The following is a 22,568-nucleotide window of genomic DNA, read 5'->3' as shown; positions in this document are numbered from 1 at the left end:
ACCAGGTGGCGGCAAGCGGTTGCAAATTTTATGCTGGTTTCTGCGATGGCGGGCTAAGGCTGATGGAAACTCATATATCCGGGTGGTAACTTAGCTAGCAGCTAGAGACGCTTACCGGGCGCGGTTAACCCGGTAAATTCAGTGGCGTCAACCCTATTTTAAGGAATGATAAAGATGTCTCAATACCGCACACAAAACCCGGCAACCGGCGAGATTCTTAAAACTTTCGATGCGCTAACTGACGCGCAGGCGGCAGAGGCTATCACCAGCGCCGACGCTGTTTATCGGGAATGGCGCACAAAGAGTGTGCAAGAGCGTGCAAAGGTTGTGCGTCGTGTCGCAGAGATTTTTACAGAGCGTGGTGAAGAGCTCGCGCGCGCTATCTCTATCGAAATGGGAAAAGAGCTGCAGGAGTCGCGCGAAGAGGTCGAGTTTGCCGCCAGCATTATTGACTACTACGGTGTGTACGGCCCCGGCTTGATCACCGACTATGAAATTCCGAGCACAGTGCCGGGCAAAGCCTACATTGAGCATCTTCCGCTCGGTGTGCTGCTTGGCGTTATGCCGTGGAACTTCCCCTATTATCAGGTCGCGCGTTTTGCCGCGCCAAACCTGCTGCTCGGCAACACGATTCTGCTAAAACACGCAGAAGTGTGCGCGGGATCGGCCCTTTTAGTGCAGGAGATTTTTGAACAGGCGGGCGTGCCCGTCGGCGGTTATCAGAATATTTTTGCGACACACGAGCAGATCGCTAACATCATCGCAGATCCGCGCGTGCAGGGAGTTTCTCTCACCGGCTCCGAGAGAGCGGGTGCGATTATCGGCGCGCAAGCGGGCAAACACTTAAAAAAGTGCGTGCTCGAACTCGGCGGCATAGATGCGATGGTGGTGCTCGATGCTGACAGTGTCGCAGAGGTGGCGAAGCAGGCGTGGGATTTCCGCACCTACAATGCTGGGCAGGTGTGCAACTCAAACAAGCGCATCATTGTGATGGACACAATCTATGATGAGTTCGTTGCTGAGCTGCAGCGTTTGGCTGACGGCTTGCAGCCGGGTGATCCGTTAAATCTTGGTGATGGCGAGTTTGTGCCGCTGTCTAGCCGTGCGGCGGCTGAGAACGTTGATAAGCAGGTGCGAGCGGCGGTCTCTGAAGGAGCAACTCTGGTTGCTGGCGGGGTGCTTTCTGAAGGCGCAGGCGCATACTACTCACCCGCTGTGCTAACCAATGTGAGCCGCGACAGCAAAGCATACCGGGAAGAGATTTTCGGTCCGGTTGCTACCGTTTATAAAGTGTCGAGCGATGCAGAGGCGCTGGAAGTTGCCAACGACTGCGCGCTCGGCCTGGGAGGCTCGGTGTTCTCCACCGATGAGGCGCGTGCGCGCAAGGTTGCCAGCCAGTTAGAGTGCGGAATGGCGCACGTGAACACAATTGCAGCCGAGGCCGCTGAGCTCCCATTTGGCGGAGTAAAACGCTCCGGCTTTGGGCGCGAGATGGGACCATTGGGAATTGGTGAGTTTGCTAATAAGCGATTCTTTTTCATCGCAGACTAAAAAACGACGCTAACTAATCATTTCAGTAACAGCAACCCGGAGTAATTAAGACAATGACTATCAACTATGCAGCGGCTGAGACCGTTGAAGATTTTAAACACAACCTCGCGGTGGTTGAAGAAAAGATCGCAGCCGCCTGCAAAGCTGCCGGGCGTGCGCGCGATGAGGTGCGTCTGCTGCCGGTGAGCAAAACTGTGCCGGAAGAGCGCCTGTTTAACGCCGTTGCCGCCGGAGCTACTCGCCTCGGAGAAAACAAAGTGCAAGAGGCGAAACGTAAGTGGCAGAACATGCGAGAGGCCACGAACGACCAGCTGGAGTGGGCGGTCATCGGTCATCTGCAGCGCAACAAAGCAAAAGACGTCGCTGAGTTTGCGGCTGAATTTCAGGCACTCGACTCGGTGCGTCTCGCAGAGGCCTTGCAGCGCCGTCTGGAGATGGTCGAGCGAGACCTAGAGGTTTATGTGCAGGTGAACACGAGCGCAGAAGAGTCAAAATTTGGTCTCGACCCGCAAGATGTTGACGCCTTTTTAGACACCCTGCCAAACTACCCGAACCTAAAAGTGCAGGGCTTTATGACCCTGGCGATATTCAGTGACGATAGTGACCGCGTGCGCACATGCTTTGAACTGCTGCGTCAGATTCGGGATCGTGCGCTCTTAACCCACGGTGACTTGATTGGGTCGGGTTTGCTTTCGATGGGCATGTCGGGTGATTACGAGCTTGCAATAGCTGAGGGCGCAAACTGCGTGCGCGTCGGGCAGGCAATTTTCGGATCCCGCAAATACCCAGACTCCTACTACTGGCCGGGTGCGGCGGGCACCAACTAACCTGCATCGGGCCGGTTATCGCCCGAGTTCCTCTTTAATCTTTGTGGTTGAAATGCCCTCTGTGCGCTCTAGAAATATGAGCTCGCAGTGCTCGCGGAGGATCTCGAAGCGCTCATCACCGGTCCAATCGGCCCCCATTACAACCGCGTCAATCTCATAGCGCTTAACGTCGGAGACTTTCTGATCCCACCGCTCCTCAGGAATCACTAAATCTACGTAACGCACCGCTTCAAGCATTTTTTTCCGCGTCTCATAGTCGTGGTAGGTGCGTTTACCCTTGCCCGCATTGAACTCTTCAGTAGACAGCGCGACAATTAAATAATCGCCCTGTGCCCGTGCGCGCTTCAAGAGGCGAATATGCCCCCAGTGCAGTAGGTCAAATGTGCCGTATGTGAGAATGCGCCGCATTAGTTTGCTCCCTGCAACAGCCCGATGACGCCGCACACGAGGCTTGCCGCCGCTAGTGTTAGAGCGCTAACAATCAACACCAGGTGCACCTTAAAGAACCGAGTTGGGCGACCAGCGGTGTCAAAAGCGCGCGGATCCTGCTTCACCCGACGTAAAAACGGTGGCCACACAACACAGTTAAACACTGCGTTAATAATCAACAGAATCGAAAGCAGAATGTGCACACTAAACTCCAGCCTCTAACTTGCTTGCGGTAATTTCTTCGCCACCGAGCACCAACTCAACAAATTTGCGCAAAATAACCTGTTTTGCAGAGCCCGGGTTCAGCTCGATTGCGACAAATGGCTGCGTGCGGATCAGCGCTAGCGCTTCTTGAGCCGGCATAATTGCGCCTTTTGCCTCACCTTTAACAACCGCTTTGCGCAGTTCATTCATCGAGGTGAAGATTGGTAGCACCAGCTGACCTTTTGCGGTGCGCAGGGTGCGGGTGCGCGTCCCTTTTCGCTTTGAATTTGTGCCACCTGTCACATCAACTACGAGCTGTTCGGTGCGCAGCGCATTCAGGAGCGCGGCAAGTTTTGCGTAATCTGGCGCGGTTAACAGGTCGTCTAGTGCGCTCTCTGCCGGCAGGTTGACGTAGTTTGGAAGATCTATTTCTGGTGCGCTCATTTGCTTCTCTAATCGTTTCTGCCGTTTAAAACAGTGCGTTCATATCTTCTATGCCGCGCATCGCGTCATAGTCGAGAGTGACACAACGGATGCCGCGATCCTCTGCGAGAGTGCGCGCCTGCGGTTTAATCTCTTGGGCAGCGAAAATACCCTGCACAGGTGCGAGATTGGGGTCGCGATTCATCAGCTCCAGGTAGCGGGTGAGCTGTTCTACGCCGTCAATCTCACCGCGACGTTTTATCTCAACCGCGACGGTTCTGCCGTCACCGTCGCGCGCCAAAATGTCGACCGGCCCGATTGCGGTCATATATTCGCGGCGCACAAGCTGAAAGTCGGTGCCAAGCAACTCAATTTGATCCGCAAGCAGTTCCTGCAGGTGGGCCTCCACACCGTCTTTGCGTAAACCAGGATCAACCCCCAGTGACCACTCGTGATCGGCAATTATTTCATAGATAGAAATTAGTAGACGGTCTGCGGTTTTTGTTTGTGTGATCTGCCAAACTTCTTGAATTCCTGCTGCCGTCTGCTCTGCGGTAGGGGTGAGTGTTTCAAAACTAGCTGGCGGGTTCATCCAGTTCAGCGGTTTGTAGCTGCCGCCGTCTGAGTGGATGAGGATCGATCCGTCCGCCTTTAAGATTAGCGCGCGTCGTGCTGGTGGCAGATGCGAGGTGAGCCGACCGGCATAGTCTACAGAGCAGTTTGCAACAACAATTCGCACGCCTTTAAGGGTAGCGGAATCTAGCTGATTTAAATCCCCATCCACGCAGAACCGCGGGTGCGCAGACTGAGTGTTGTGAGCCGTGACAGCATCCACAGATGATAGTTAGCGATCAGCAGAATAGAGATGTACGTAATTTCGGGGAGATTTGCGCCCCAGATGAGAAGCGAAATTGAGACCGGGGCGAAGCACGCGAGGTTTATCAGTGACGTGAGGGCGAGATAGCGTGAGTCGCCGGAACCCATGAGAATCCCGTCGTAAACAAAAACAAGCCCGCAAACCGGTTGTGCTAACGCGAGAATAATCAGGGCTGGTGGGGTGAGCGTCAGCACTCTAGGGTCGCTGGTGAATACGTGGCCGAGCACGGGGGAGAGCAGTAGCAAACCAGTGCCGATTATTGCTCCAAAACCCGCACCCCAGCGCAGTGTGTAGCGCATCACCTGCCGCACATTATCTTCGCTGCCGGATCCCAGTTCTTTACCCACGAGAGCCTGCGCCGCTATTGCAAGAGCGTCCAGTGAGAGCATGAACAGGCCAAAAATTGCGGTACTAATTTGGAGGGCAGCGGTGACCTCATTGCCGCGGATCGTGGCGGCTGCCAAAACCAGCAGCAGCCCGACACGCATACTGAGTGTGCGCAGAAAAAGCCAGCCGCCGCTGATACCGGCGGCGCGCACGCCCGTAAGATTTGGGCGCCAACTGGCCTGTATCTGTGTGACGCGCCGGGCAATTATGACGAAAAACGCCACAGCCATGCCGTATTCAGCGATAACAGTGCCGATTGCGCTGCCGGCAACACCGAGGTTAAAACCGTAAATAAAAATTGCGTTGAGAATAGCGTTTGCGGCAAATCCAACAACGGTGATGATGAGCGGTGTGACCGTGTTTTGCATTCCCCGCTCGAGACCTGTGGCGGCCATTGAGAACAGCATTGCTGGAATACCCAGCGCGCAGATTGTTGCGTATTGCACAGCGAAGATCGGGCTTTCAGCACTGCTATCACGCATCATCAGTTGTGTGAATGGTGTCGCGATAGCCGCTGTGATAAGAGCAGCGGCAAGACCGACAGCGAGCGCAACCCAGATGGAATCAACACCCGCTTGGACTGCGCCTTTTGTATCCCCAGCGCCGAGCTTGCGCGCCACCAGCGGTGTGGTCGCGTAGGCGAGAAATATCATGAGACCAACAACGGTGTTGACCAGTGTTGAACCAACCGCAAGGCCAGCGAGGGCCGGAGCACCAAGATGGCCAACCATTGCTGTGTCGAGCAATACAAACAGTGGCTGGGCGATGAGGGTGCCGAGCGCAGGTAGCGCAAGCCGCAGAATTTCGCGTCGCATAACAGTAGTCTAGTTGTATGAAAAAATCAGGTATCGATATTGCCGAATTGAACCCAGATATCAGGCCACAAGACGACCTGTATCGACACGTTAACGGGAAGTGGCTGGATCGCACTGAGATTCCTGCTGATAAGGCGCGATACGGCTCATTCCATATTTTGCATGAAAACGCTGAAGCAGCGGTGCGAGACATTATCACTGGAAACAGCGAGGTTAATGACGAGACAACCGACGACGACCGTGACGCTGCTGATCTTGTGAAAATTCAGCTGCTGTTTAACAGCTACATGGATGAAGACCGGCTGCGTGAGATCGGCCTAGCGCCACTGCAGCGAGAGCTTGACCGCGTGAGTGAGGTTGAGTCGTTAGATGATCTTATTCGCCTTGTTGCGGCGAACGATATGCGCGGGTTTGCAAGTTTTCTTAGCGCCTACATTGATAATGATCTTGAAGACCCAACAAAATACATGCTCTTCGTCAACCAGGGCGGCATCACTCTGCCGGACGAGTCTTACTATCGGCAAGAGCAGTTCGGCGAGATCCGCAAGAAATTCATTGCACACATTGAGCGTATTTTTACGCTTGTCGGGGTTGCGGATGCGGCTGCGAGAGCGCAGGCGATCTTTGAGTTGGAGACCAAAATAGCGGCGGCACACTGGGATCAGGTGCGCTCGCGGGATGTGCAGCAGACATACAACCCTATGTCTTGGGCCGAGTTTGATAAGCTCACACCTAATATTCTGTGGGAGGAATATTTCGATATTCTCGGTGTCAAGCTGCCTGCTGAGGTGGTTGTGCGGCAGCCCTCTGCGGTGGCCGAGTTCTTTAAACTTTTGGGCAGCGAGCCCCTTGCAGCTTGGATCGACTGGTATCGCTGGCGTGTTGTGCAGGGTGCGATAAGCAGCTTGCAACCGGAGCTTGCCGAAGCAAACTTTGAGTTTTTTGGCACCGTGCTGACAGGCGCACAAAAGCAGCGCGAGCGGTGGCGGCGCGGCGTGAACCGTGCTGAGGGCGCGATGGGTGAGGCTGTCGGCCGCATTTACGTTGCTCAGCACTTTAATGAGCGCGCTAAGTCTGCAATGGATGAGCTCGTCGACTACCTGATTTTGGCCTACCGGCAGTCGATTCAGGCGCTTGACTGGATGAGCGAGGAAACAAAGGCGAAAGCATTAGATAAACTCGCTAAATTTACGCCGAAGATTGGCTATCCGGTGAAGTGGCGTGACTATTCAGAGCTTGCAGTGAGTGAGGATCTGCTTGCGACATCCGCCGCTGTTGCGGAGTTCCACGCGCGCATTGAGTGGGCAAAGTTAGGCTCGCCTGTTGATCGCGAGGAGTGGTTTATGACTCCGCAGACTGTGAACGCCTACTACAACCCTGGTTTTAATGAAATCGTATTTCCGGCCGCTATCTTGCAGCCCCCTTTCTTCAGCGCTGATGTTGACGCAGCAACAAACTTCGGAGCAATCGGGGCTGTTATTGGGCATGAAATTGGCCACGGTTTCGATGATCGGGGTAGCCAGTATGATGGCGACGGTCAGCTCAACAACTGGTGGACGGATGCGGATCGGGCAGCTTTCGAGGAGCGCACCGCAGTTTTGATCGGGCAGTATGATGCGCTTTCCCCGGAGGGAGCCGAGGGGCAAACCGTCAACGGCTCACTGACAATCGGTGAAAACATTGGTGACCTGGCTGGCTTGTCGATAGCGTGGAAGGCCTATCTGCTCTACCTTGCAGATCAGGGTATTTCGCTCGCAGAAGCGCCTGTGATTGACGGTCTGTCAGCTGCAGAGCGATTCTTCTACTCGTGGGCGCAGTGCTGGCAGCAAAAGTCACGACCGGAAGAGACGGTGCGACTTCTAACAACCGATCCACACTCCCCAAATGAGTTCCGCTGCAATCAAATCGTGCGCAACCTCGATGTGTTCCATGAAACATTCGGCACTAAGCCTGGTGATCAACTCTGGCTAGATCCCGCCGATCGCGTGCATATTTGGTAGGTTTTGTGGTTTCCACCGTGCCCGTTCCGTAATGTCTGCGGGGCGGGCACAATAATTTTCATCAGCTTGCTGTGTGTGCTCGATCAGATCTGCGTAGAGCACTCAACCCGCGGGTGTCAGAGATAAGAGTGAATCACGATTCAGTTCAGAAATCTCCGTAGCGCCAAGGGTATTTTCCTTCGCAGGATTTTTAGAATAGGCCCTTCGTATCGCAAGCTTTCCAGGAATGGCTTGGATACCAAAGATTTCAGCCGCAGTTGTAGTAGCAAGCGTGACAGTGTCAGCTGCTGAAATCCCGATATGGGCAAGAAGCGCAAGCTCCTCTAATAAACCGTAACCTGGAATCACAGCAAGTTGTGGGGCCTTTGAGGCAGGTAAGAAGATTACCCCTGCTTGCGCTGCATTCCCAATCCAGCCAACGAGTCGCTCCCACCCTTTGTCCAGTCCTTGACGTTCTTTCCCGGTAGGTTCTCTCATTCCTGAGTGAGCCTCAAGAGCTCGCTTTCCCGTAAGATACCCCATTCCTTGCCTCATCTGCTGCAGGTACCGAGTGTGAGGCACTATACTAGACAACTCTTGAAGATAGGGTGCCTGAATCGCCTCTTTAAGAAAGACTGCACGACGTAGCGACACGAGACCAGTGCAAATAGGCACTCCATGCTCTAGAAGCGTATTCGTTAGCTCAGACCATGAATCTTCTTTAACGTTGGAAGCAGAAGTGAGCGCCTCCCTAGGAGAGCTTTGACTCGGAAGTAAGGCGGCTACTCCATCAATAATTTGCACGTGACCAAGACGCGTCGCTTTAAGTGCCCCAGAACCACGTCCAGAGACTGAGATACCCTTCGGATTAGCTGTTTCCCAAACAGCTTGAAAGAAATCAGGGCGCGATGATCTAACACCAATCCAGCGCTCACCTGTTGCTAAACATAAAGAAACTATTCCATCCAATTGCGATCTGTTTGCAATGACAATTTCACTCCGAGAGAGCGGAGTCGAGTCTGTGATGGTTACAGTTCCACCTATAAGCCTAACCGGATTTAAATTTGCGTTAAATCGGAAACTTGCCGCTATTCCTGAACCTGTATCACGAATGGCAGCAACACCAAATTTCCGACATTGCAAAGCAATACTTTCAGAGTCAGCACAGAGGTTTCCGCATAGATCTTCAACATAACCCGTCACAGCACATGAGGAGTCGATGAGCATATAAGATGAAACGGCTATCATGAGCAGTTCCTTTCTTTCACCCTGAATTGCAGCAGGACGAGGAATTGATAGAACAGGTGGACTAACAGTGAAGCAATTGGTCCGCCTGCTACGGCAGTAACCCCAAGAATCAAGCCCAAAACAGACTTTCCGGCGACGGCTGGGATGCCGAACGCTATGTGGTTTACTCCGTATACCATCGCTTGTAGCAAAAGAAGGTGGAAGAGTAAATCTTCGTGCAAAAAGGTGAAGCCACCAAGAAGAAAAACTCCCCGGTAGAAAAATTCTTCTCCTCCTGCAGAAAGAATAGAAAGAGCGGTAAAAATAATTGAGTTTCGTTGGGCGAGCTGTCCAACTGCATTCATTGTCTCAGAGCGTCTAGCTACTGGCATATACAAGAACGATAAGTCACGACTAACACGGTTGCGGTACCAGCGCTGTGTGATAATCGCTTCCAGTCGAAACGCAAGAAATGCTGATATAGAGCCACCGGCGATGCTGAAAATAAAAATTTGAACATCAAAAACGCCTACGGCACCTGCAATAAGAACCTTTGATGCAATATTTTGAGTCACAATAAAGTAAGTACCGACAGCAAATGTTGTGGCGGCAAGTATGACAGGCATTACGCTAACAGTGCGGTGTCGCCATCTTGGCAGTACTGTTAAGCCGACGCCGACGAACGCCACTGTCATAGAGATGGCAAGGGCGCCACCGATCAAGGTTTGCAGATCCACGGGGGTATTTCCCTAATGTGGCTGGCGTGAGAGTAAAGGTGTCGCAGGTTTTCCCACTCCGATTACAAGTGACACATATTTATCTAAACCGTTGTATCCGAGTAGATCGTTTATTGGTTCGTCAAGAAAACCTGCTACCGCGCAGCAGCCGAGACCTGCAGAGGAAGAAGCTAAGTACAAACTTTGCATGGCAGCACCAACATCAATGTGAGCAATTCGATACCCACGCGTATGGTACTTCCATAGGAAAGAGTTCGCATCATGAACTAGGACTACAACAAAAGGTGCATACAGCAGCCAATCAGATTCAAAAGTCACATCTTGGAGAGCAAGACGAATATCTCCCGTGATCAGAGACTCAAGTTCATGACCTACCTGATCGTATCGATAATATCCCTGCGGAATACCATCAACGTTTTGTACGACAATTCCTACGTCGAAAGAGGAGAGTCCACCCATGGACGGGTAGGGGTAAAGCGGAATATCTCGAACCCCATAACCATCCTCTGAACCATTTTTGCCAAAACTGCGCTTGAGGACAGCAGCGAACTCTTCCTGTGAAAGGGCTGTGGCCATATAGTCGCGCACAGAGCGTCGCTGCCTAACTACGTCATCAAAAGAAATATCTACAGGCGCGTCAGTATCTGGGAGTTGAATCTGATGTGGATTCGTTGATGCCCGGTATCTTTGAAGACGCTCTTGCGTCATCTGCATACTTACATGTTCTGCTGTGAAAAATTCGTTAACCGAACGAACAAATATCCGTTGAATGATTCGTTGAAGGGTGACTTCGGAAATGCCGCTATTCACGATGTCATACGCAGACTCCGCAATTTCCTTCAGAGGTATTAGTGCGTGATCTGGTAGTGAGCCGATGATTTCATTGAGCTCAGCTTGCAGCATCTCACGTGGCGTCAGTGACAATTCAGTATCAGGCATAATCTCCCTTTCATGGTTAGTGGCCTGACAGTTTTACGTGTCGGCAACCGTCGCAGCAAAAATAGTTGCGACGGCTCGATCCACGCCATCAGCAGAAACAAGCCTATTTAGCGCGCTATTGTTGAAGTGTGAAATAATACTGGGACGCATGTGCAATGAGAGTGCTTGGTTAGTCAGTGCGCCAATTACCATGCCTGCTGACTGCATCATTGCTCGAGTGGCTTGGACTCCGTGAGTAAACTGCACGCGTACATGAGATCCCACTAGGATAAGAAGCGGACCGTGGGATAGGTCTTGTGAACTGTCATGAAGTTGTGCTGCTACTTGTTCAGCAAAATTTGATGGAACATTTTGCTCGAAGATAGCACCAGGCTTACTAGGGATTTGTCGCCAAAGTTGATCTTCGAACAGAACTAGTAAATCCACACCAAAAAGTCCTTGCGCGACTACCGGATTTGTCCATGCGGGACTCAGAAGTTGTCCTAGCGGTTCGTTCGGAGACCAGTTGCGCGCCCAGCGTGTTTCTAGAGATTTCTCGAAACCTTCAACTGTCGTTGAAAAGAAATAGTTACGGATATTCTGCGCTTCCTGAGCTGAAGGAAGCCTCTTGAGATCAGCCGCTGTAAATTCTGAGTTAACGAGATAAGACTCTGATGGTGAGCCAGATGTTGAGCTTAGCCGTGTTACTGCCGACTCAATGATGTCTGGATCAAGTTCTTGTACACTGACAGGAGGGATCAGCGTCTGTTCAAGAACACGATATATATGTTCTGGATGAAGTTCATTACGGAGTGTCATGCTGCTTCCTTACAGGAAAGGACTGCGAATATCAGCGCGGTTTTCGGTGCAGGCAGGGCAGCGGGCAAGACGGGTTGCGCGCTGCCTAATAATTTCAAGACGATCTAGATCAATACGAAGGAAATTTCCTTCGAGGTGGGATCCAACACCAAGAATATGCTGGAGAACTGAGGACGTAAGATATGATGCTGCAAGCGATGCTACAAATGCAGGAATTTGCGTCGGTATGCTAGCGGAGCCATTCATTTTCATATAGAGATGGTTGAGCTTCATGGACCGCCCAGCTTCTTCCATGACATCGAAATCATGATAACAACCTGTTTCAGCTGGGACAAACAACGGTCCAACAACAATCTCAGGACCATCAAGATAACCGCCATGCCATGGCACCCCATAAGAGAGCGCATATTCATTCATGTCATAAAACAAGCCGATGTTTGGGCTGTCAGCAACACAAACTGTGAAATCAGCCGGTTGTTCGGAAACCTCTATTTTTGATGATACAGAAATGGCAACTTTGTCTCCAAGCGCATCTTCAAGTAAGCGAGTGCACTCTACTGCGAATTTTCCTTCGCCGATCACCGCTAGTGAATCGATATCAGGAATCGCCGTGCCGTATCCAATCGTAAGGAATCCGAAATCGAGATCATCTGCAGGAACAAGAACTCCGTTGTTAACAAGAGCCTCAAGGAGCTCAGCACCCTCTTCACCATATTGCGTAAGAACACTATGCCGTGAAGCGCCGTTATCAAATGAGAATGCGAGGTCAGAGAGAATTCCACGACGACGAGGATCTACAATTCTTCTGGATGCACGTCCACGACTGCCGAATCGCACTATAACCTCATCGTTTGTTGAACGAATAAGTTGGATGGCAGGATTCAGAACAAGACGCGAATCTAAAGAAGTAGTCATGTCATTCATCTTTCGTTAGATAATGAGGGGTGTTTATTTGACGCAAGCCAAGGATAGTAAGGCCAACGAGCGCGAGGCTAGTAAGTGCTGCAATGGCAGACCATGCAAGGTAGTGGCCTGTAATAAAAGAAGACATTGCACCGTAGAAAGTAAGAGCACCGAATGTAGCGGTAGAGGCAAGTCCCAGTTTTGGTTTGATTGTAAGGAATACCATGCTTGATAAAACAAAAGCAAGAGCTACCCCAACTACAGCATTTGATGACTTAGGAACCCAGATCCAACCAGCTGCATGCGAAATCGCGGAGATTGCGATGCTAATGAGCTTAATAACAAGCACAGCATAGAGATAAAGTAGGGTATTCCTTGGAATTCGCATTCTACGCTCCATCACGGGTACGGGAGAGGATCGGCGGTGAGCTCAGAAAATTCTTGCAGAGATGACGATTCACCTATGAGGCATCGATACGTTGCGTACCGTTTGTGACCAAGCATTTGCATGTTCGGAGGAAAAGCTGGGGCAAGCTCTGGAATGAACACCTTTGTCAGGGAAATTGAACTGAAATTAACAGGAGTAAAATCAAATGCGATTGGTGTCAAACCTGAGCGTCTGCAAATCTCAAGAGCCGCATCAAGTTCGTTCATGTGTGCAAACTTGATAGATAGTTCACTTAGTCGAATAGGCTCGATAGTCTCGTCTCGCAAATACCAATCGAGTTTCTTTTGATTTTCCGCATAGCCATAAAAAGGAACTACTTGGATGAAATTGTCAAAATCATGATTACTTGCATCTCTGTTGATGCCAAATAGGCGATTGAATCCCTGGACGATTCTCCAATTAGGGGCAAGGCGAGGAATTCTAACCATTCGTTCTGATTGAACTAATTCCGCAATTGCGCTGCGGATTGCCTGCTCAGGTGTCACCCCTACCCCGCCACCTGCTAGATAACAAAAGTCATCCAGGCCTTGCTCCACCGATATAGCTGTAACTACAGTAACGCCCTCGCAGTCCGTACGGTGAGCATAAAAGGTGACGTCTACACCAGCGCGTTCAGCGCTTTCAATCCAACGGACAATATGTGGATCTGTCAATTTTCGGTCAAAAATGATAGGACGTGGTGGAATTTTGCAGTACCACGACAGATTGGCAGCATCGCGTTCAATGAGCTCTAAAATGCCGTGTGCTAAAGATGCTGCGGAGTCACGATGCGTTGCTAAACCACCTGAACTTGATACTCCAACTCGGGCTTCCCCTGATTGGCGGATGTAAAAAAGGTGAACGAGTTGCGAAGGCACATAGATTTTATCTCCGCTCAACAGATTTGTTCCGGAAATCCACAAAAGTTTTGCATCCTTATGCCAAGGTTCGCATAGGAAATTAGGATCTTCGAATTGCTCCGGTGCAAATAGTTGGATGTCATCAGGGCCGATAAACTTTTCGCCAGCACATTCAAGCTCATTTGCCGAAGCCCATCGCTCCAACTTGTCTGTTTGTGACGTCAACGAGGAAAATGAACCAATCATACGTTCAATGGCTTCGCCTAGGGATGACAAGATGGCATCTTCAAGAGTGAGACCTTTTCCGCCACCGTAAATATCTCTATCAAGACCAGTAGGGAGTGCCGGTAGGCCGATTAGGCGTCGAAGTGTGTGGTCCAAGGACATAGCAGTAGCAGAACCTTGATAGCCATTGAAACCAATGCCTGGACGAAGGGAGGTTAACACAGTGCGTACTTCGCCGAAGGGACTGTATGAATCGAGCATGTCTCCAATTGAAGACCATTCACGAGAAGTGTGCCGTACGTTTAACCAAGGTATGTCACGGTTATATTCTGTGACATTCAACGGCAAGATTTCAGCTGACTTTGCTTGTGAGAAAGGTTTAGTCATGGTAGGTTATTCCGTTCTCCGCCAACTTCTGAGAGAAATCAGTCCAAGGATGAGCCCTAGAACAAAAGTGATGGCGAGCTTCCACACACCGCCCGATGGGAACGGCGAGCTTGTGTATAAAGACACAAGACAGTCGAACCAGATTTTTAGCGGGTTCCACTCCAGTATCTTCTGTAAGAGTTTTGGCAGCGCATCTAACGGAGCCGCTGCACCGGAACCGAAAAACATGATGAAAAATACTGCGGCGGTGAGGGCATTAATCGTGCGTGTTCCAAATGGTAGCGTCCCAAGGAAAAAGCCAACACAGCATAAAAACGCGATAAGTCCTACGTTCAGCAGCAGGAACACGGGATTGATTGCTTCCTGGCGAAGACCGTGCATAAAGCTAACAATTACAACAATAAGACTAGAAGCGGCGATGGTTAACGTAAGCATCGCTAGAATTACCGCAGAACCGAAATTCAACCCAGATAGAGGTAGCGAGCGATATCTTTTGTCTACCTGCCGTGCACGTAATTCCGCAACATAAACCGGCAATCCCATAAGTAGTAGATTCGCTGCCACCGTTCCAATAAGTGAAGGAAACATCATATCGATAAATTTGATCTGAGTTCCAGGAAGTATTTCTTCTGCGTACGGGACACCGATGAACATGTAAATGATGATCGGAAAGGCCAGTGAAAAGAATACTGCTATCGGTTCTCTAAACAAAAGCACAAGTTCCTGCTTGTACCATACCCACAGTATTTTTACTCGTGATCCGGCCTTGCCATGCTGCACCATCATCATTCGTCTCCGGACATTTGTTCTATACCTGTAATGACAGCGAAGACATCTTCGAGCCTAACCGGACCGGTTAATATATCGGCAGCACTGTCAAGGTGATTTATTTGAGCGGATACGGCAGCAATTGCGTCCGCGTTTCCGATAGCAACGATGGACAATCCAGTATGACCGTAGTGAAGACCTGACTTTTTTATCAACTCGGTTATATGTTCGGGTGGTTCCGTTATGCGAAGTCTCCGATCTCCTCCAAGACTTGCTAGAACCTCGTCGACAGCTCCATTAAGACGAATTTTCCCTCGATCCATGACAAGAAGCACATCTGCAAATGCTTCCGCTTCAGCCATGTCATGAGTTGAGGCTAATACAGTACAACCTTCAGAGGTTAAGGAACGCACAAAATCCCAGACAACTGAACGCCCTTCGGGGTCGATACCGGAGGTGGGCTCATCAAGCACAAGCAAAGAAGGGCGGCCAATAGCAGCGCACAAGATATCAAGACGACGCCTCTGCCCGCCAGATAGATTGTCGACTGTTTTGTCAAGATAATTGTCCACGCCAAGCTTTGATGCCATTGTACGCCAGTCTGCGGGATCCGAATATAAACATTCAGTAGCGCGGATCACTTCCCTAGTTTTAATTCGCGAGGGAAAACCAGAGCTCTGAAGTTGGACTCCAGTATAGAACCTATGTTCTCCACCTGGGACAACTGGGATGTTGAGGATTGTAGCCGAACCTTTAGTTGGGGCGCGCAGCCCAACAAGCATCTCCATAGTGGTTGTCTTACCAGATCCATTTGGCCCCACAAGAACAGTAGTCTCGCCAGCCAGGAGGTCGAAGGATATCTCATTGACAACACTGAGGCCGTTGTAAACTTTTACAAGACCAGAGACTGACGCGATCTTCTGCTTCGTCCCTACGCAATCATCAGTTTTTGCGGATACTTCTAACATGGCTACCGCTTCTGCGTTCGAGTCGTTGTTTTGTATGGATGCTCAAAATTTAAGTTATTTATGGTGCGCAGAACTTGCGTACCATAAATCGAATTCTTATTAGAAGTTGAAGATGTTGATCCAGCACCAGCAGCAACAACAGCAGCACCAGCCACCCGGTGCTACAGCGGATTCTGCTGAGAAATGCTTCTCTTCTGCGAGAGGCGTAAAGTCCATGAGTTTCTCCAATCCAAATGACTAATAAGAATAATGAGTATTGTTATCACAATATAGCAAGAACTTAAATCTGCATAGAGTTTGTATTGACATTACGCTAAGTGAATAAATCTTTTACTTCCCTCAAAACCCGGCCGCGGGTATAAAAAAATGCTGGCTTGGAATGTACCCAAACCAGCATCTAGTTGGTGGCGAGTGAGGTGTGTGGTTTCATGACATCGTTCCGCCCTGACTGATCACCATGACAGCATTGATGTCTCACGAGATCGTTCCGGGGTGTCTCACGTGATCGTTCCGCTTTAGCAGGCATCGTACGATCATGAACAACACACAAAAGAACCGGGTCATCGTCATGGCCATTATCGAAGGAAACATGAGCACCACTGAAGCTGCTCACCGTTTCAAAGTCTCAACCAAGATGGGTACGAAAACTTCTCCAGCGCTACCACGAAGGAGGCTTAGAAGCCGTTGACCCGCAATCGAAAGCACCCCGATCAAACCCGCACCAATACACCGATACAACCACCACTCAGGTAGTGAGCATCCGAGACCAACTCACCAATCAAGGACTAGACAACGGACCACATTCCATCTGGCTTCAATTGCCCCAAGCCAACCGCCCGTCAGTAGCAACAATCTGGCGCATCCTCAAACGCCACAACCTGATCACACCCCAAGCCCAAAAAATGGAACGATGACGCGAGACATGCCAACACAAAATAAAAAATGTCTCGCGACACAGCCGGAACTATGTCGCGAGACATCACACTGTGGCGAGTGAGGGATTCGAACCCCCGAAGCTTGCGCGGCTGATTTACAGTCAGCTCCCTTTGGCCGCTCGGGCAACTCGCCAGTGGTCGAAAGTATTACGACCGAGTATTTATCTTACGGTAAACACACACGCTTTGTAAAGTTAGCGTGGGGTTTATGAACACAAGGGAGTGTGATGAGCGGTTTTATGAGGCTAAGGTTAATAGTCGCGCTCAGGAAGCACAGTATCGGGTGTGCTGAATTGTTCGGCGGCCGCGTCCAGAGCATATGCAATGGTTGTTAGCGCACAGTTAACCAATAGATCTAGCTGTGCGTCTGTCGCCCCAGCATGGAAATCGTGCGCAAATAATGCACGTAGCAATAGGTCACCGTCTGCTGTATCTTCATAAATTAGTTTTGGCCAATGGCGCTCACGATGCCAGTCGTCGATGAACGCCTCTAGTTCATCGCGCCGTGCCGGGTCAACTGATTCACGGGCAAAGGCGGTTATATGCAGGATATTGCTAGTGCCCTCATCGAGGTGGAAATAGTGTAGATAGTTGTTCCAAAGGCCTTTTATGTAGCCTTCCTCGTCAAGCTCATAGTGCCACTCGTAACTATCAAATAGTTTGATTAAGCGCCCCAACGTTACGACTGTCACCTGCTGCTGCAGAGGCTCCGGTGCGTCGGGATTTGTCGTAGATGATTCACGCACTGTTATCGCACCCCCTCTTTAAACATTAGATCTTCAAGCTCTGTCACAAAGTCGAGTGTGTTAATGACTGCGCGATCAATGTGTGTTTGCAGTTGATCGAAAGTTAATCCGTATTCATAGTCGACTGTAACTTCGGTGATGGTCTGCAGAGTGCCGTCATCATCTATACGTATATAAGCTTTTGGGAAGAGCTTATCGCGGTGCCAGTCAGAAATGAATGCACGCACTAGCTCTAGTGCATTAGCGCTGATTATGCGGTGCCACTGGCCAGATATGCACAGCAGCTCCTGCCTGTTGCCGGTAATTGCAAACAAAAACTGCACATCACGGAATGTGGCACCGAGCAGGCCCCTATCGGTTGTGAAGTAGTGAATTCCCTTATTGGTGAAGTGTTTAATTATGAGCTCTTGAGACAGCGGGTGCAGTTTATCGTCGAAACGTATCTGGTCGCTGCCGCTGGGTCGATTAGATTGCGTCGTCATGCCAGCCTCTCTGTTTATTGATATTTCCACTCTAGCTGTGGGGTGTATGACTTTATATCGGTCTTAAGCGCGGCAGGATAAAATAGGATCGTGACTTCGAAGATTTTGCTCTACTATGCTTTCCAGCCAGTTGCTGATCCTGACGCTATCCGTCTGTGGCAAAAAGAGTTGTGCGAAAAACTCGGCTTGCGTGGTCGCATTATTATTTCAAAACACGGCATCAACGGCACGGTCGGTGGTGAACTCGACGCATGCAAGCTTTACCTGCGTGCGACACGAGAGCGTTTTAATCTTGACGTGAAGTGGAGCGACGGCACCGGGCTCACCGAAAAACCACAGGTGATGCACGGCAAAGATCGCTCTCCGCGGTGGTTGCAGAGCGTAGATTTTCCCAAGCTCAGCGTTAAAGTGCGCGACGAGTTAGTTGCTTTCGGGCTGCCTGACGAAACTGAGGTTGACGAGAATGGTGTAGTCGGTGGTGGCACTCATTTGAAGCCCTGGCAGGTAAATGAGATGGTTGAGAACCAGGGTGATGACGTTGTGTTCTTTGACGGTCGCAACGCTTGGGAGGCTGAAATCGGGCGTTTTAAAGACGCGATAGTGCCAGATGTTACAACCACCCATGATTTCATTCGTGAAATTGAGTCGGGCAAATATGACCATATTAAAGACAAGCAGGTTATCACCTACTGCACTGGTGGAATTCGATGCGAGATTCTCTCTGCGGCTATGATCAAGCGCGGTTTTGAGAATGTGTACCAAATTGACGGTGGTATCGTGCGCTACGGTGAGCAGTTTGGTAACGACGGCCTCTGGGAAGGATCCCTCGCAATTTTTGACGGCCGTGAATCTATGGATTTTGCGCCGGGAGCTAAAAAGCTGGGTCACTGCAGAGTTTGTGGCACCGAATCAGTTTTCGTTGCAAACTGCAACATTAACAAGTGCAAACAGCGTTTTGTGTCGTGCGAAGAGCATAAAACCGCTGGTTGTGTAGAACACTCAACGCTCACTGCGACAAACTAACTCTGGGGTGCGAAGCGCGAGCTACCTGCGCTTCAGATAGCAGACGCTAAGCGTTAAAGAGTGACTGCCCGATATATTCGCCCGGCCCAACTCCCGGGGGCACCAACCACAGCCCTGAGCCGATATGGCGAATGTACTCGTTGAGCAGATCACTCTTCAGCGAGTTTTGCACGCGAATAAATTTTGCGGGGTCGTTTTGAAACGAGATAAAGAAGAGCCCGGCGTTAAGCTGCCCTAGATCATTCGAGCCGTCAACATAGTTGTAGCCGCGTCTGAGCAACTGCACACCCTCATTGTTTTCTGGATGTGCGAGCTTCACATGTGCATCAACGTCGATCAATGGTTCCCCCGTTGCGTCGCGCGCTGTAAAGTCTGCGGCGTCGTGCTCGCGCGCCTGCGATCCGCCACTGAGATAGGCGCCCTCAAGCTTGTTGCGCCCGATAACACGCTCCTGCTCCGCAAGATTCTGCCGATCCCATATTTCGATTGTCATTTGAATTTTCCGCGCCACCAGATATGTGCCTCCAACAAACCACTGGGGCACACCGACGCCTGCCTGCACAAAGACGTTGTTTGCGAGCGCCTCTGAGTCTTCAGCCTTAATTGAGGTGGTGCCGTCTTTAAAGCCGAAGAGATTGCGCGGTGTTGCTTGCGCCCTGGTGGTAGCTGATGTGCGCCCAAAGCCCAGCTGACTCCAACGCAGATGCGCACGCCCAACCGCAATCCGAGCGAGGTTGCGAATTGCGTGCACAGCAACCTGCGGATCATCCGCGCAGGCCTGCACACAGAGATCGCCGCCGCTAATTTCTTCTTTTAAAAGGTCGAAAGCAAACAGCGGTAGTTCCACAAACTCCGGTGGCAGCTGAGCGCGCAAACCGTATGGATCTGCAATAGTCTCACGCCCATTTTTCTTATCTGCAAAGAGTGAGCGGCCGAAGCCAAATGTGAGTGTGAGGTTTGCAGCACCCAAGCCGAGCGCTTCTCCGGTGTCATCGGGTGGCAAGAGAGCGGCTTCGGGTATTGCGCCGGTGCCAACCTCTTTCCCCTGTGTGAGCAAGCGGGCAGCGGCCGTCCAATCCTTTAAAAGTGAGATCAAATCATCGCGGGTGGCGCTGCGCACTAAATCAAAGGCTGCAAAGTGCAGCCGATCCTGCGCTTCGGTGGTGATGCCCGCTTGATGCTCTCCTTCGAACGGCACTGTGCCGTGCAGCACATCTACGGTTTTACTGCCACCGACTCCATTATTTCCCGAGAGGGCGCTCGCGGTTGCGATAGACCCGAATGCTGCTCCGACAACGCCGGCACCCAGAGCCCCGAGCACCGCACGCCGAGACGGCGCTAGGGCCGACGGCGTAACAGACTCGGGGCTGCGGGAGTTTTCTGGCATTGTCCTTAAATTTTCTTAGAGACCGAGCACGGTGTTTGTTAGCTTCGAGAGTGGCTCGCTGAGTGCCGACAGCTGGGCGCCCAGTTCGTTGCGCTCGGCGGTGGTAACAGTTTCATAGTTTACGAAACCTTTGTCATATGAGCCGTAGGTGTCAAGCAGTGCGAGCATTGCAGCAAACTGCTTATCTAGTTCGGCAACCAGGTTAGCACCTGTCTCACCCTTTGATTCTGCAAGCTTGCGCACAGATTCATACGCAACGTTTGCGCCCTCAACATTTGCGTAGAAATCAAAGAGATCGGTGTGCGCGAACTCATTTTCTTCACCGGGGAGTTTGCCGTCAGGGGCGGCTACCTCGTCGAGCAATCCGACAGCGCCGTTAGTGACGTCTGCGAGTGAGAGCTCAAAATCATCACTTGTTACCAGGTCGTGAAGTTCCTGCACAGCGCTCTTAAGGCCCGCTCCAAGCTCTGCTCGCTCGGCTTCTGTGAGAGGCTGAATATCCTCATCAGGGTAGTTAGCGCGGGCGGCATCGATCCACATATCCATTTCGATCCGGTGGAAACCCTCAAACGGAATATTTTCGGCTTCTGCGCCGGGCTTGCGGTAGTCGATCCGTGGATCCAGGTCACCAAACTGCTCTGCCGTTGGTTCGATGCGCTCATAGTGCACACGGGTGGTTGGGTAGAGTGTCTTTGCTGTGTCAAAGTCGCCGGCAACGTAAGCCTTCACAAACGCTTCGGTTTTTGGCAGAAGCTCTTGCACCTGCTGTTTTGTGTAGGCAATGTATTCGTTTAAGGCAGCGTCAATGGCTTCTTGCTCATCGGCTGGGAGTGCTTGCACTTCACCGCTCACCGTGAACTCTGCTTTGCCGATATCGGCGCCCACCATGCCGGGTTTGCAAGCGGTGAAGTAGGTGCCCGGATCGGCGACGTATGTGAGATCGCGTGAGGTGCCGGGTGCGATATTTTCTATTTCTGTTTTGATTGTGAGACCGTTCTCACCCAAGAGATAGAACTCGTTTACCTTGCTGCCCTCGTTTTTAATGCTGAACGTGATAACGCCCGCTTCCGCTTTGCTCATGGATACTGCGCACTCGGTGTCGGTTGCGGTAACGGCGATATTTTGGCTCGGATCGCTTGCGGCATCAACGTTTGGCACACAGCCAGCGAGTAGGAGGGATGCTGCTGCGGGCAGGGCGACACCGGCGCCGAGGTGTTTCTTAGTAGCGTTCAACGGCTGTCCTTTCGAAAGAGGCGTTGGTGGTGCCGCCACCCACTAACTGCTTTTTGTTAGAGGTGTGATTTGGATTTCGTGCTTCGACAACGCAGCGGGTTGCGGCGGCTGCAACCGAGGGTTTAGCCGGGCGTTTTTGGAGCACAATAAAGACTGTGAGGGTGATTGACAGATAGAGCAACCAGCCGAAGATTTCGAGTTTTGTCATTTCTGGGCTGAAACCGATTGTGCCTTTTAGCAGGGATCCCAGCAGGCCGTCTGGCGCAATAATATGGCCGATTTGGAAAGCCCAGGCATTTTCGCCCCATAAGCCGTGTAGGGCTGCGGGCGCCCAGCCCGGAGGCAGCGCAAACGGGCCGGGAAGCACGTCTGCTTCTTGGAGGTCGTGGATCGCATACGCAAGTATTCCGGCGGTAAAAATGATTAGCAAAAGACCCGACCAGCGGAAGAAGCGGCTAAGGTTGATGCGCACAAGCCCGGCCTGCAGCGCCCAGCCGAGAAGAGCAGCAACTGCGATGCCGGCGACCGCGCTGGCAAACCCTGCAAGCGGGCCAAGCTCAAAAGTTTTTGTGGTTGCCCAGATAAAGAGGGCTGTTTCAAGCCCCTCACGCCCAACCGATACGGTGGCGAGGGCGACTATGCCCCACGCAGAGCCCGTAATCATTTGTGTTGCGAGTTTTCCCTGTAGCTCGGTTGCGAGTGTTTTTGCGGTGCGCAGCATCCAGAAAATCATGGAGGTGACCATCGCGACTGCGATTAGGGAGAGGGTGCCACCAATGATTTCTTGCGCCTTAAAAGACAGTCCGTAGGCCCCATAGGTGAGAATGCACCCTGTTATTAGAGATAACAGAATCGCGAAACCAACTCCGAACCAGATGCGCCTTACAACATCGGGCCGTTCGCACTTCCTGGCGTATGCGATCAAAATACCCACGATGAGCGCAGCTTCAAGCCCTTCGCGAAAGCCGATGAGGAATGTTGCGAGCATCTGATCCTTTAGTGTTGGTTGCTTGTTTGAGCACATTGGTGCC

At 51.3% G+C, this 22,568-nt stretch carries 23 protein-coding genes and 1 tRNA gene; 4 read left to right on the top strand and 20 right to left on the bottom strand.

Going from position 1 to position 22,568, the window contains the following annotated elements; all coding sequences use genetic code 11:
• Positions 1–174 precede the first annotated feature (174 nt).
• Both HCR00_RS06865 and HCR00_RS06860 read left to right on the top strand, forming a co-directional pair.
• Positions 175–1,551 (top strand): NAD-dependent succinate-semialdehyde dehydrogenase, encoded by a 1,377-nt coding sequence (locus HCR00_RS06865; protein WP_167143975.1) that lies wholly within the window; start codon positions 175–177, stop codon positions 1,549–1,551.
• 53 nt (positions 1,552–1,604) lie between these two features.
• A complete protein-coding gene (locus tag HCR00_RS06860; protein ID WP_167143972.1) occupies positions 1,605–2,378 on the top strand; it encodes a YggS family pyridoxal phosphate-dependent enzyme in 774 nt (257 codons plus the stop codon).
• A 15-nt stretch (positions 2,379–2,393) separates the two neighbouring features.
• Here the strand turns inward: HCR00_RS06860 and tagD are convergent, their stop codons facing one another.
• The 5 genes from tagD to HCR00_RS06835 are packed head-to-tail and all read right to left on the bottom strand — an operon-like array spanning position 2,394 to position 5,513.
• On the bottom strand, positions 2,394–2,786 hold the full coding sequence (gene tagD / locus HCR00_RS06855; RefSeq protein WP_167143969.1) for a glycerol-3-phosphate cytidylyltransferase: 393 nt from the start codon (positions 2,784–2,786) through the stop codon (positions 2,394–2,396).
• Complete coding sequence (locus tag HCR00_RS06850) at positions 2,786–3,010, bottom strand: SCO4848 family membrane protein (RefSeq protein WP_167143967.1); 225 nt, start codon at positions 3,008–3,010, stop codon at positions 2,786–2,788. The genes tagD and HCR00_RS06850 overlap by 1 nt, the downstream gene beginning before the upstream one ends.
• A 1-nt stretch (position 3,011) precedes the next feature.
• On the bottom strand, positions 3,012–3,455 hold the full coding sequence (locus HCR00_RS06845; protein WP_166987957.1) for an SseB family protein: 444 nt from the start codon (positions 3,453–3,455) through the stop codon (positions 3,012–3,014).
• A 25-nt stretch (positions 3,456–3,480) separates the two neighbouring features.
• Positions 3,481–4,173: an endonuclease NucS gene (gene nucS, locus HCR00_RS06840; RefSeq protein ID WP_166987959.1), complete on the bottom strand. Its 693-nt coding sequence runs from the start codon at positions 4,171–4,173 to the stop codon at positions 3,481–3,483.
• A gap of 29 nt (positions 4,174–4,202) precedes the next feature.
• Positions 4,203–5,513: an MATE family efflux transporter gene (locus tag HCR00_RS06835; protein WP_166987962.1), complete on the bottom strand. Its 1,311-nt coding sequence runs from the start codon at positions 5,511–5,513 to the stop codon at positions 4,203–4,205.
• A gap of 17 nt (positions 5,514–5,530) precedes the next feature.
• Here HCR00_RS06835 and HCR00_RS06830 point away from each other — a divergent pair, with 17 nt between their 5' ends.
• Positions 5,531–7,513 (top strand): M13 family metallopeptidase, encoded by a 1,983-nt coding sequence (locus HCR00_RS06830; RefSeq protein WP_167143964.1) that lies wholly within the window; start codon positions 5,531–5,533, stop codon positions 7,511–7,513.
• A 102-nt stretch (positions 7,514–7,615) separates the two neighbouring features.
• Here HCR00_RS06830 and HCR00_RS06825 read toward each other — a convergent pair whose 3' ends face one another.
• The 12 genes from HCR00_RS06825 to HCR00_RS06770 all read right to left on the bottom strand — a co-directional run bounded on the left by HCR00_RS06825 (position 7,616) and on the right by HCR00_RS06770 (position 17,894).
• A complete protein-coding gene (locus tag HCR00_RS06825; RefSeq protein ID WP_166987968.1) occupies positions 7,616–8,740 on the bottom strand; it encodes a hypothetical protein in 1,125 nt (374 codons plus the stop codon).
• Complete coding sequence (locus tag HCR00_RS06820; protein ID WP_166987971.1) at positions 8,737–9,456, bottom strand: CPBP family glutamic-type intramembrane protease; 720 nt, start codon at positions 9,454–9,456, stop codon at positions 8,737–8,739. The genes HCR00_RS06825 and HCR00_RS06820 overlap by 4 nt, the downstream gene beginning before the upstream one ends.
• Before the next feature lie 12 nt (positions 9,457–9,468).
• Positions 9,469–10,395: a SagB/ThcOx family dehydrogenase gene (locus tag HCR00_RS06815; protein ID WP_166987974.1), complete on the bottom strand. Its 927-nt coding sequence runs from the start codon at positions 10,393–10,395 to the stop codon at positions 9,469–9,471.
• A gap of 33 nt (positions 10,396–10,428) precedes the next feature.
• Positions 10,429–11,193: a hypothetical protein gene (locus HCR00_RS06810; protein WP_166987978.1), complete on the bottom strand. Its 765-nt coding sequence runs from the start codon at positions 11,191–11,193 to the stop codon at positions 10,429–10,431.
• A gap of 9 nt (positions 11,194–11,202) precedes the next feature.
• Positions 11,203–12,108 (bottom strand): TOMM precursor leader peptide-binding protein, encoded by a 906-nt coding sequence (locus HCR00_RS06805; RefSeq protein WP_167143961.1) that lies wholly within the window; start codon positions 12,106–12,108, stop codon positions 11,203–11,205.
• 1 nt (position 12,109) lies between these two features.
• A complete protein-coding gene (locus tag HCR00_RS06800; protein WP_166987984.1) occupies positions 12,110–12,484 on the bottom strand; it encodes a hypothetical protein in 375 nt (124 codons plus the stop codon).
• Positions 12,485–12,495: 11 nt separating this feature from the next.
• Positions 12,496–13,869, bottom strand: a complete 1,374-nt coding sequence (locus HCR00_RS06795) for a YcaO-like family protein (protein ID WP_167143958.1) — start codon at positions 13,867–13,869, stop codon at positions 12,496–12,498.
• A gap of 132 nt (positions 13,870–14,001) precedes the next feature.
• Positions 14,002–14,784 carry an ABC transporter permease gene (locus HCR00_RS06790; protein WP_208317188.1) on the bottom strand — a complete coding sequence of 261 codons (783 nt, stop codon included), beginning with the start codon at positions 14,782–14,784 and terminating at the stop codon, positions 14,002–14,004.
• Complete coding sequence (locus HCR00_RS06785) at positions 14,781–15,731, bottom strand: ABC transporter ATP-binding protein (protein WP_166987990.1); 951 nt, start codon at positions 15,729–15,731, stop codon at positions 14,781–14,783. Before HCR00_RS06785 ends, HCR00_RS06790 begins: the two co-directional genes overlap by 4 nt.
• 987 nt (positions 15,732–16,718) lie before the next feature.
• Positions 16,719–16,799: transfer RNA gene (locus HCR00_RS06780), tRNA-Tyr, on the bottom strand.
• Positions 16,800–16,917: 118 nt separating this feature from the next.
• A complete protein-coding gene (locus tag HCR00_RS06775) occupies positions 16,918–17,412 on the bottom strand; it encodes a type III secretion system chaperone family protein (RefSeq protein ID WP_167143955.1) in 495 nt (164 codons plus the stop codon).
• Positions 17,413–17,414: 2 nt separating this feature from the next.
• Complete coding sequence (locus tag HCR00_RS06770; RefSeq protein WP_167143952.1) at positions 17,415–17,894, bottom strand: type III secretion system chaperone family protein; 480 nt, start codon at positions 17,892–17,894, stop codon at positions 17,415–17,417.
• Positions 17,895–17,981: 87 nt separating this feature from the next.
• Here HCR00_RS06770 and trhO point away from each other — a divergent pair, with 87 nt between their 5' ends.
• A complete protein-coding gene (gene trhO / locus HCR00_RS06765; RefSeq protein ID WP_167144020.1) occupies positions 17,982–18,917 on the top strand; it encodes an oxygen-dependent tRNA uridine(34) hydroxylase TrhO in 936 nt (311 codons plus the stop codon).
• A 46-nt stretch (positions 18,918–18,963) separates the two neighbouring features.
• On the opposite strand, the gene efeB is transcribed toward trhO, so the two are convergent.
• From efeB to efeU, 3 genes are read right to left on the bottom strand one after another with little or no spacing between them, the layout of a single operon-like run.
• Positions 18,964–20,304, bottom strand: a complete 1,341-nt coding sequence (gene efeB, locus HCR00_RS06760; RefSeq protein WP_167143949.1) for an iron uptake transporter deferrochelatase/peroxidase subunit — start codon at positions 20,302–20,304, stop codon at positions 18,964–18,966.
• A 15-nt stretch (positions 20,305–20,319) separates the two neighbouring features.
• Complete coding sequence (efeO, locus tag HCR00_RS06755; RefSeq protein WP_167143946.1) at positions 20,320–21,537, bottom strand: iron uptake system protein EfeO; 1,218 nt, start codon at positions 21,535–21,537, stop codon at positions 20,320–20,322.
• The gene (gene efeU / locus HCR00_RS06750) at positions 21,524–22,525 is read right to left on the bottom strand and encodes an iron uptake transporter permease EfeU (RefSeq protein WP_167143943.1); all 1,002 of its coding nucleotides are present in this window, start codon (positions 22,523–22,525) and stop codon (positions 21,524–21,526) included. Before efeU ends, efeO begins: the two co-directional genes overlap by 14 nt.
• Positions 22,526–22,568 lie beyond the last annotated feature (43 nt).

The organism is Canibacter zhoujuaniae (genome assembly GCF_011752005.1).
In the GTDB taxonomy this organism is placed as follows: domain Bacteria; phylum Actinomycetota; class Actinomycetes; order Actinomycetales; family Microbacteriaceae; genus Canibacter; species Canibacter zhoujuaniae.
The sequence above is the reverse complement of the archived record's forward strand: the minus strand, read 5'-3'. Positions and strand labels throughout refer to the sequence as shown.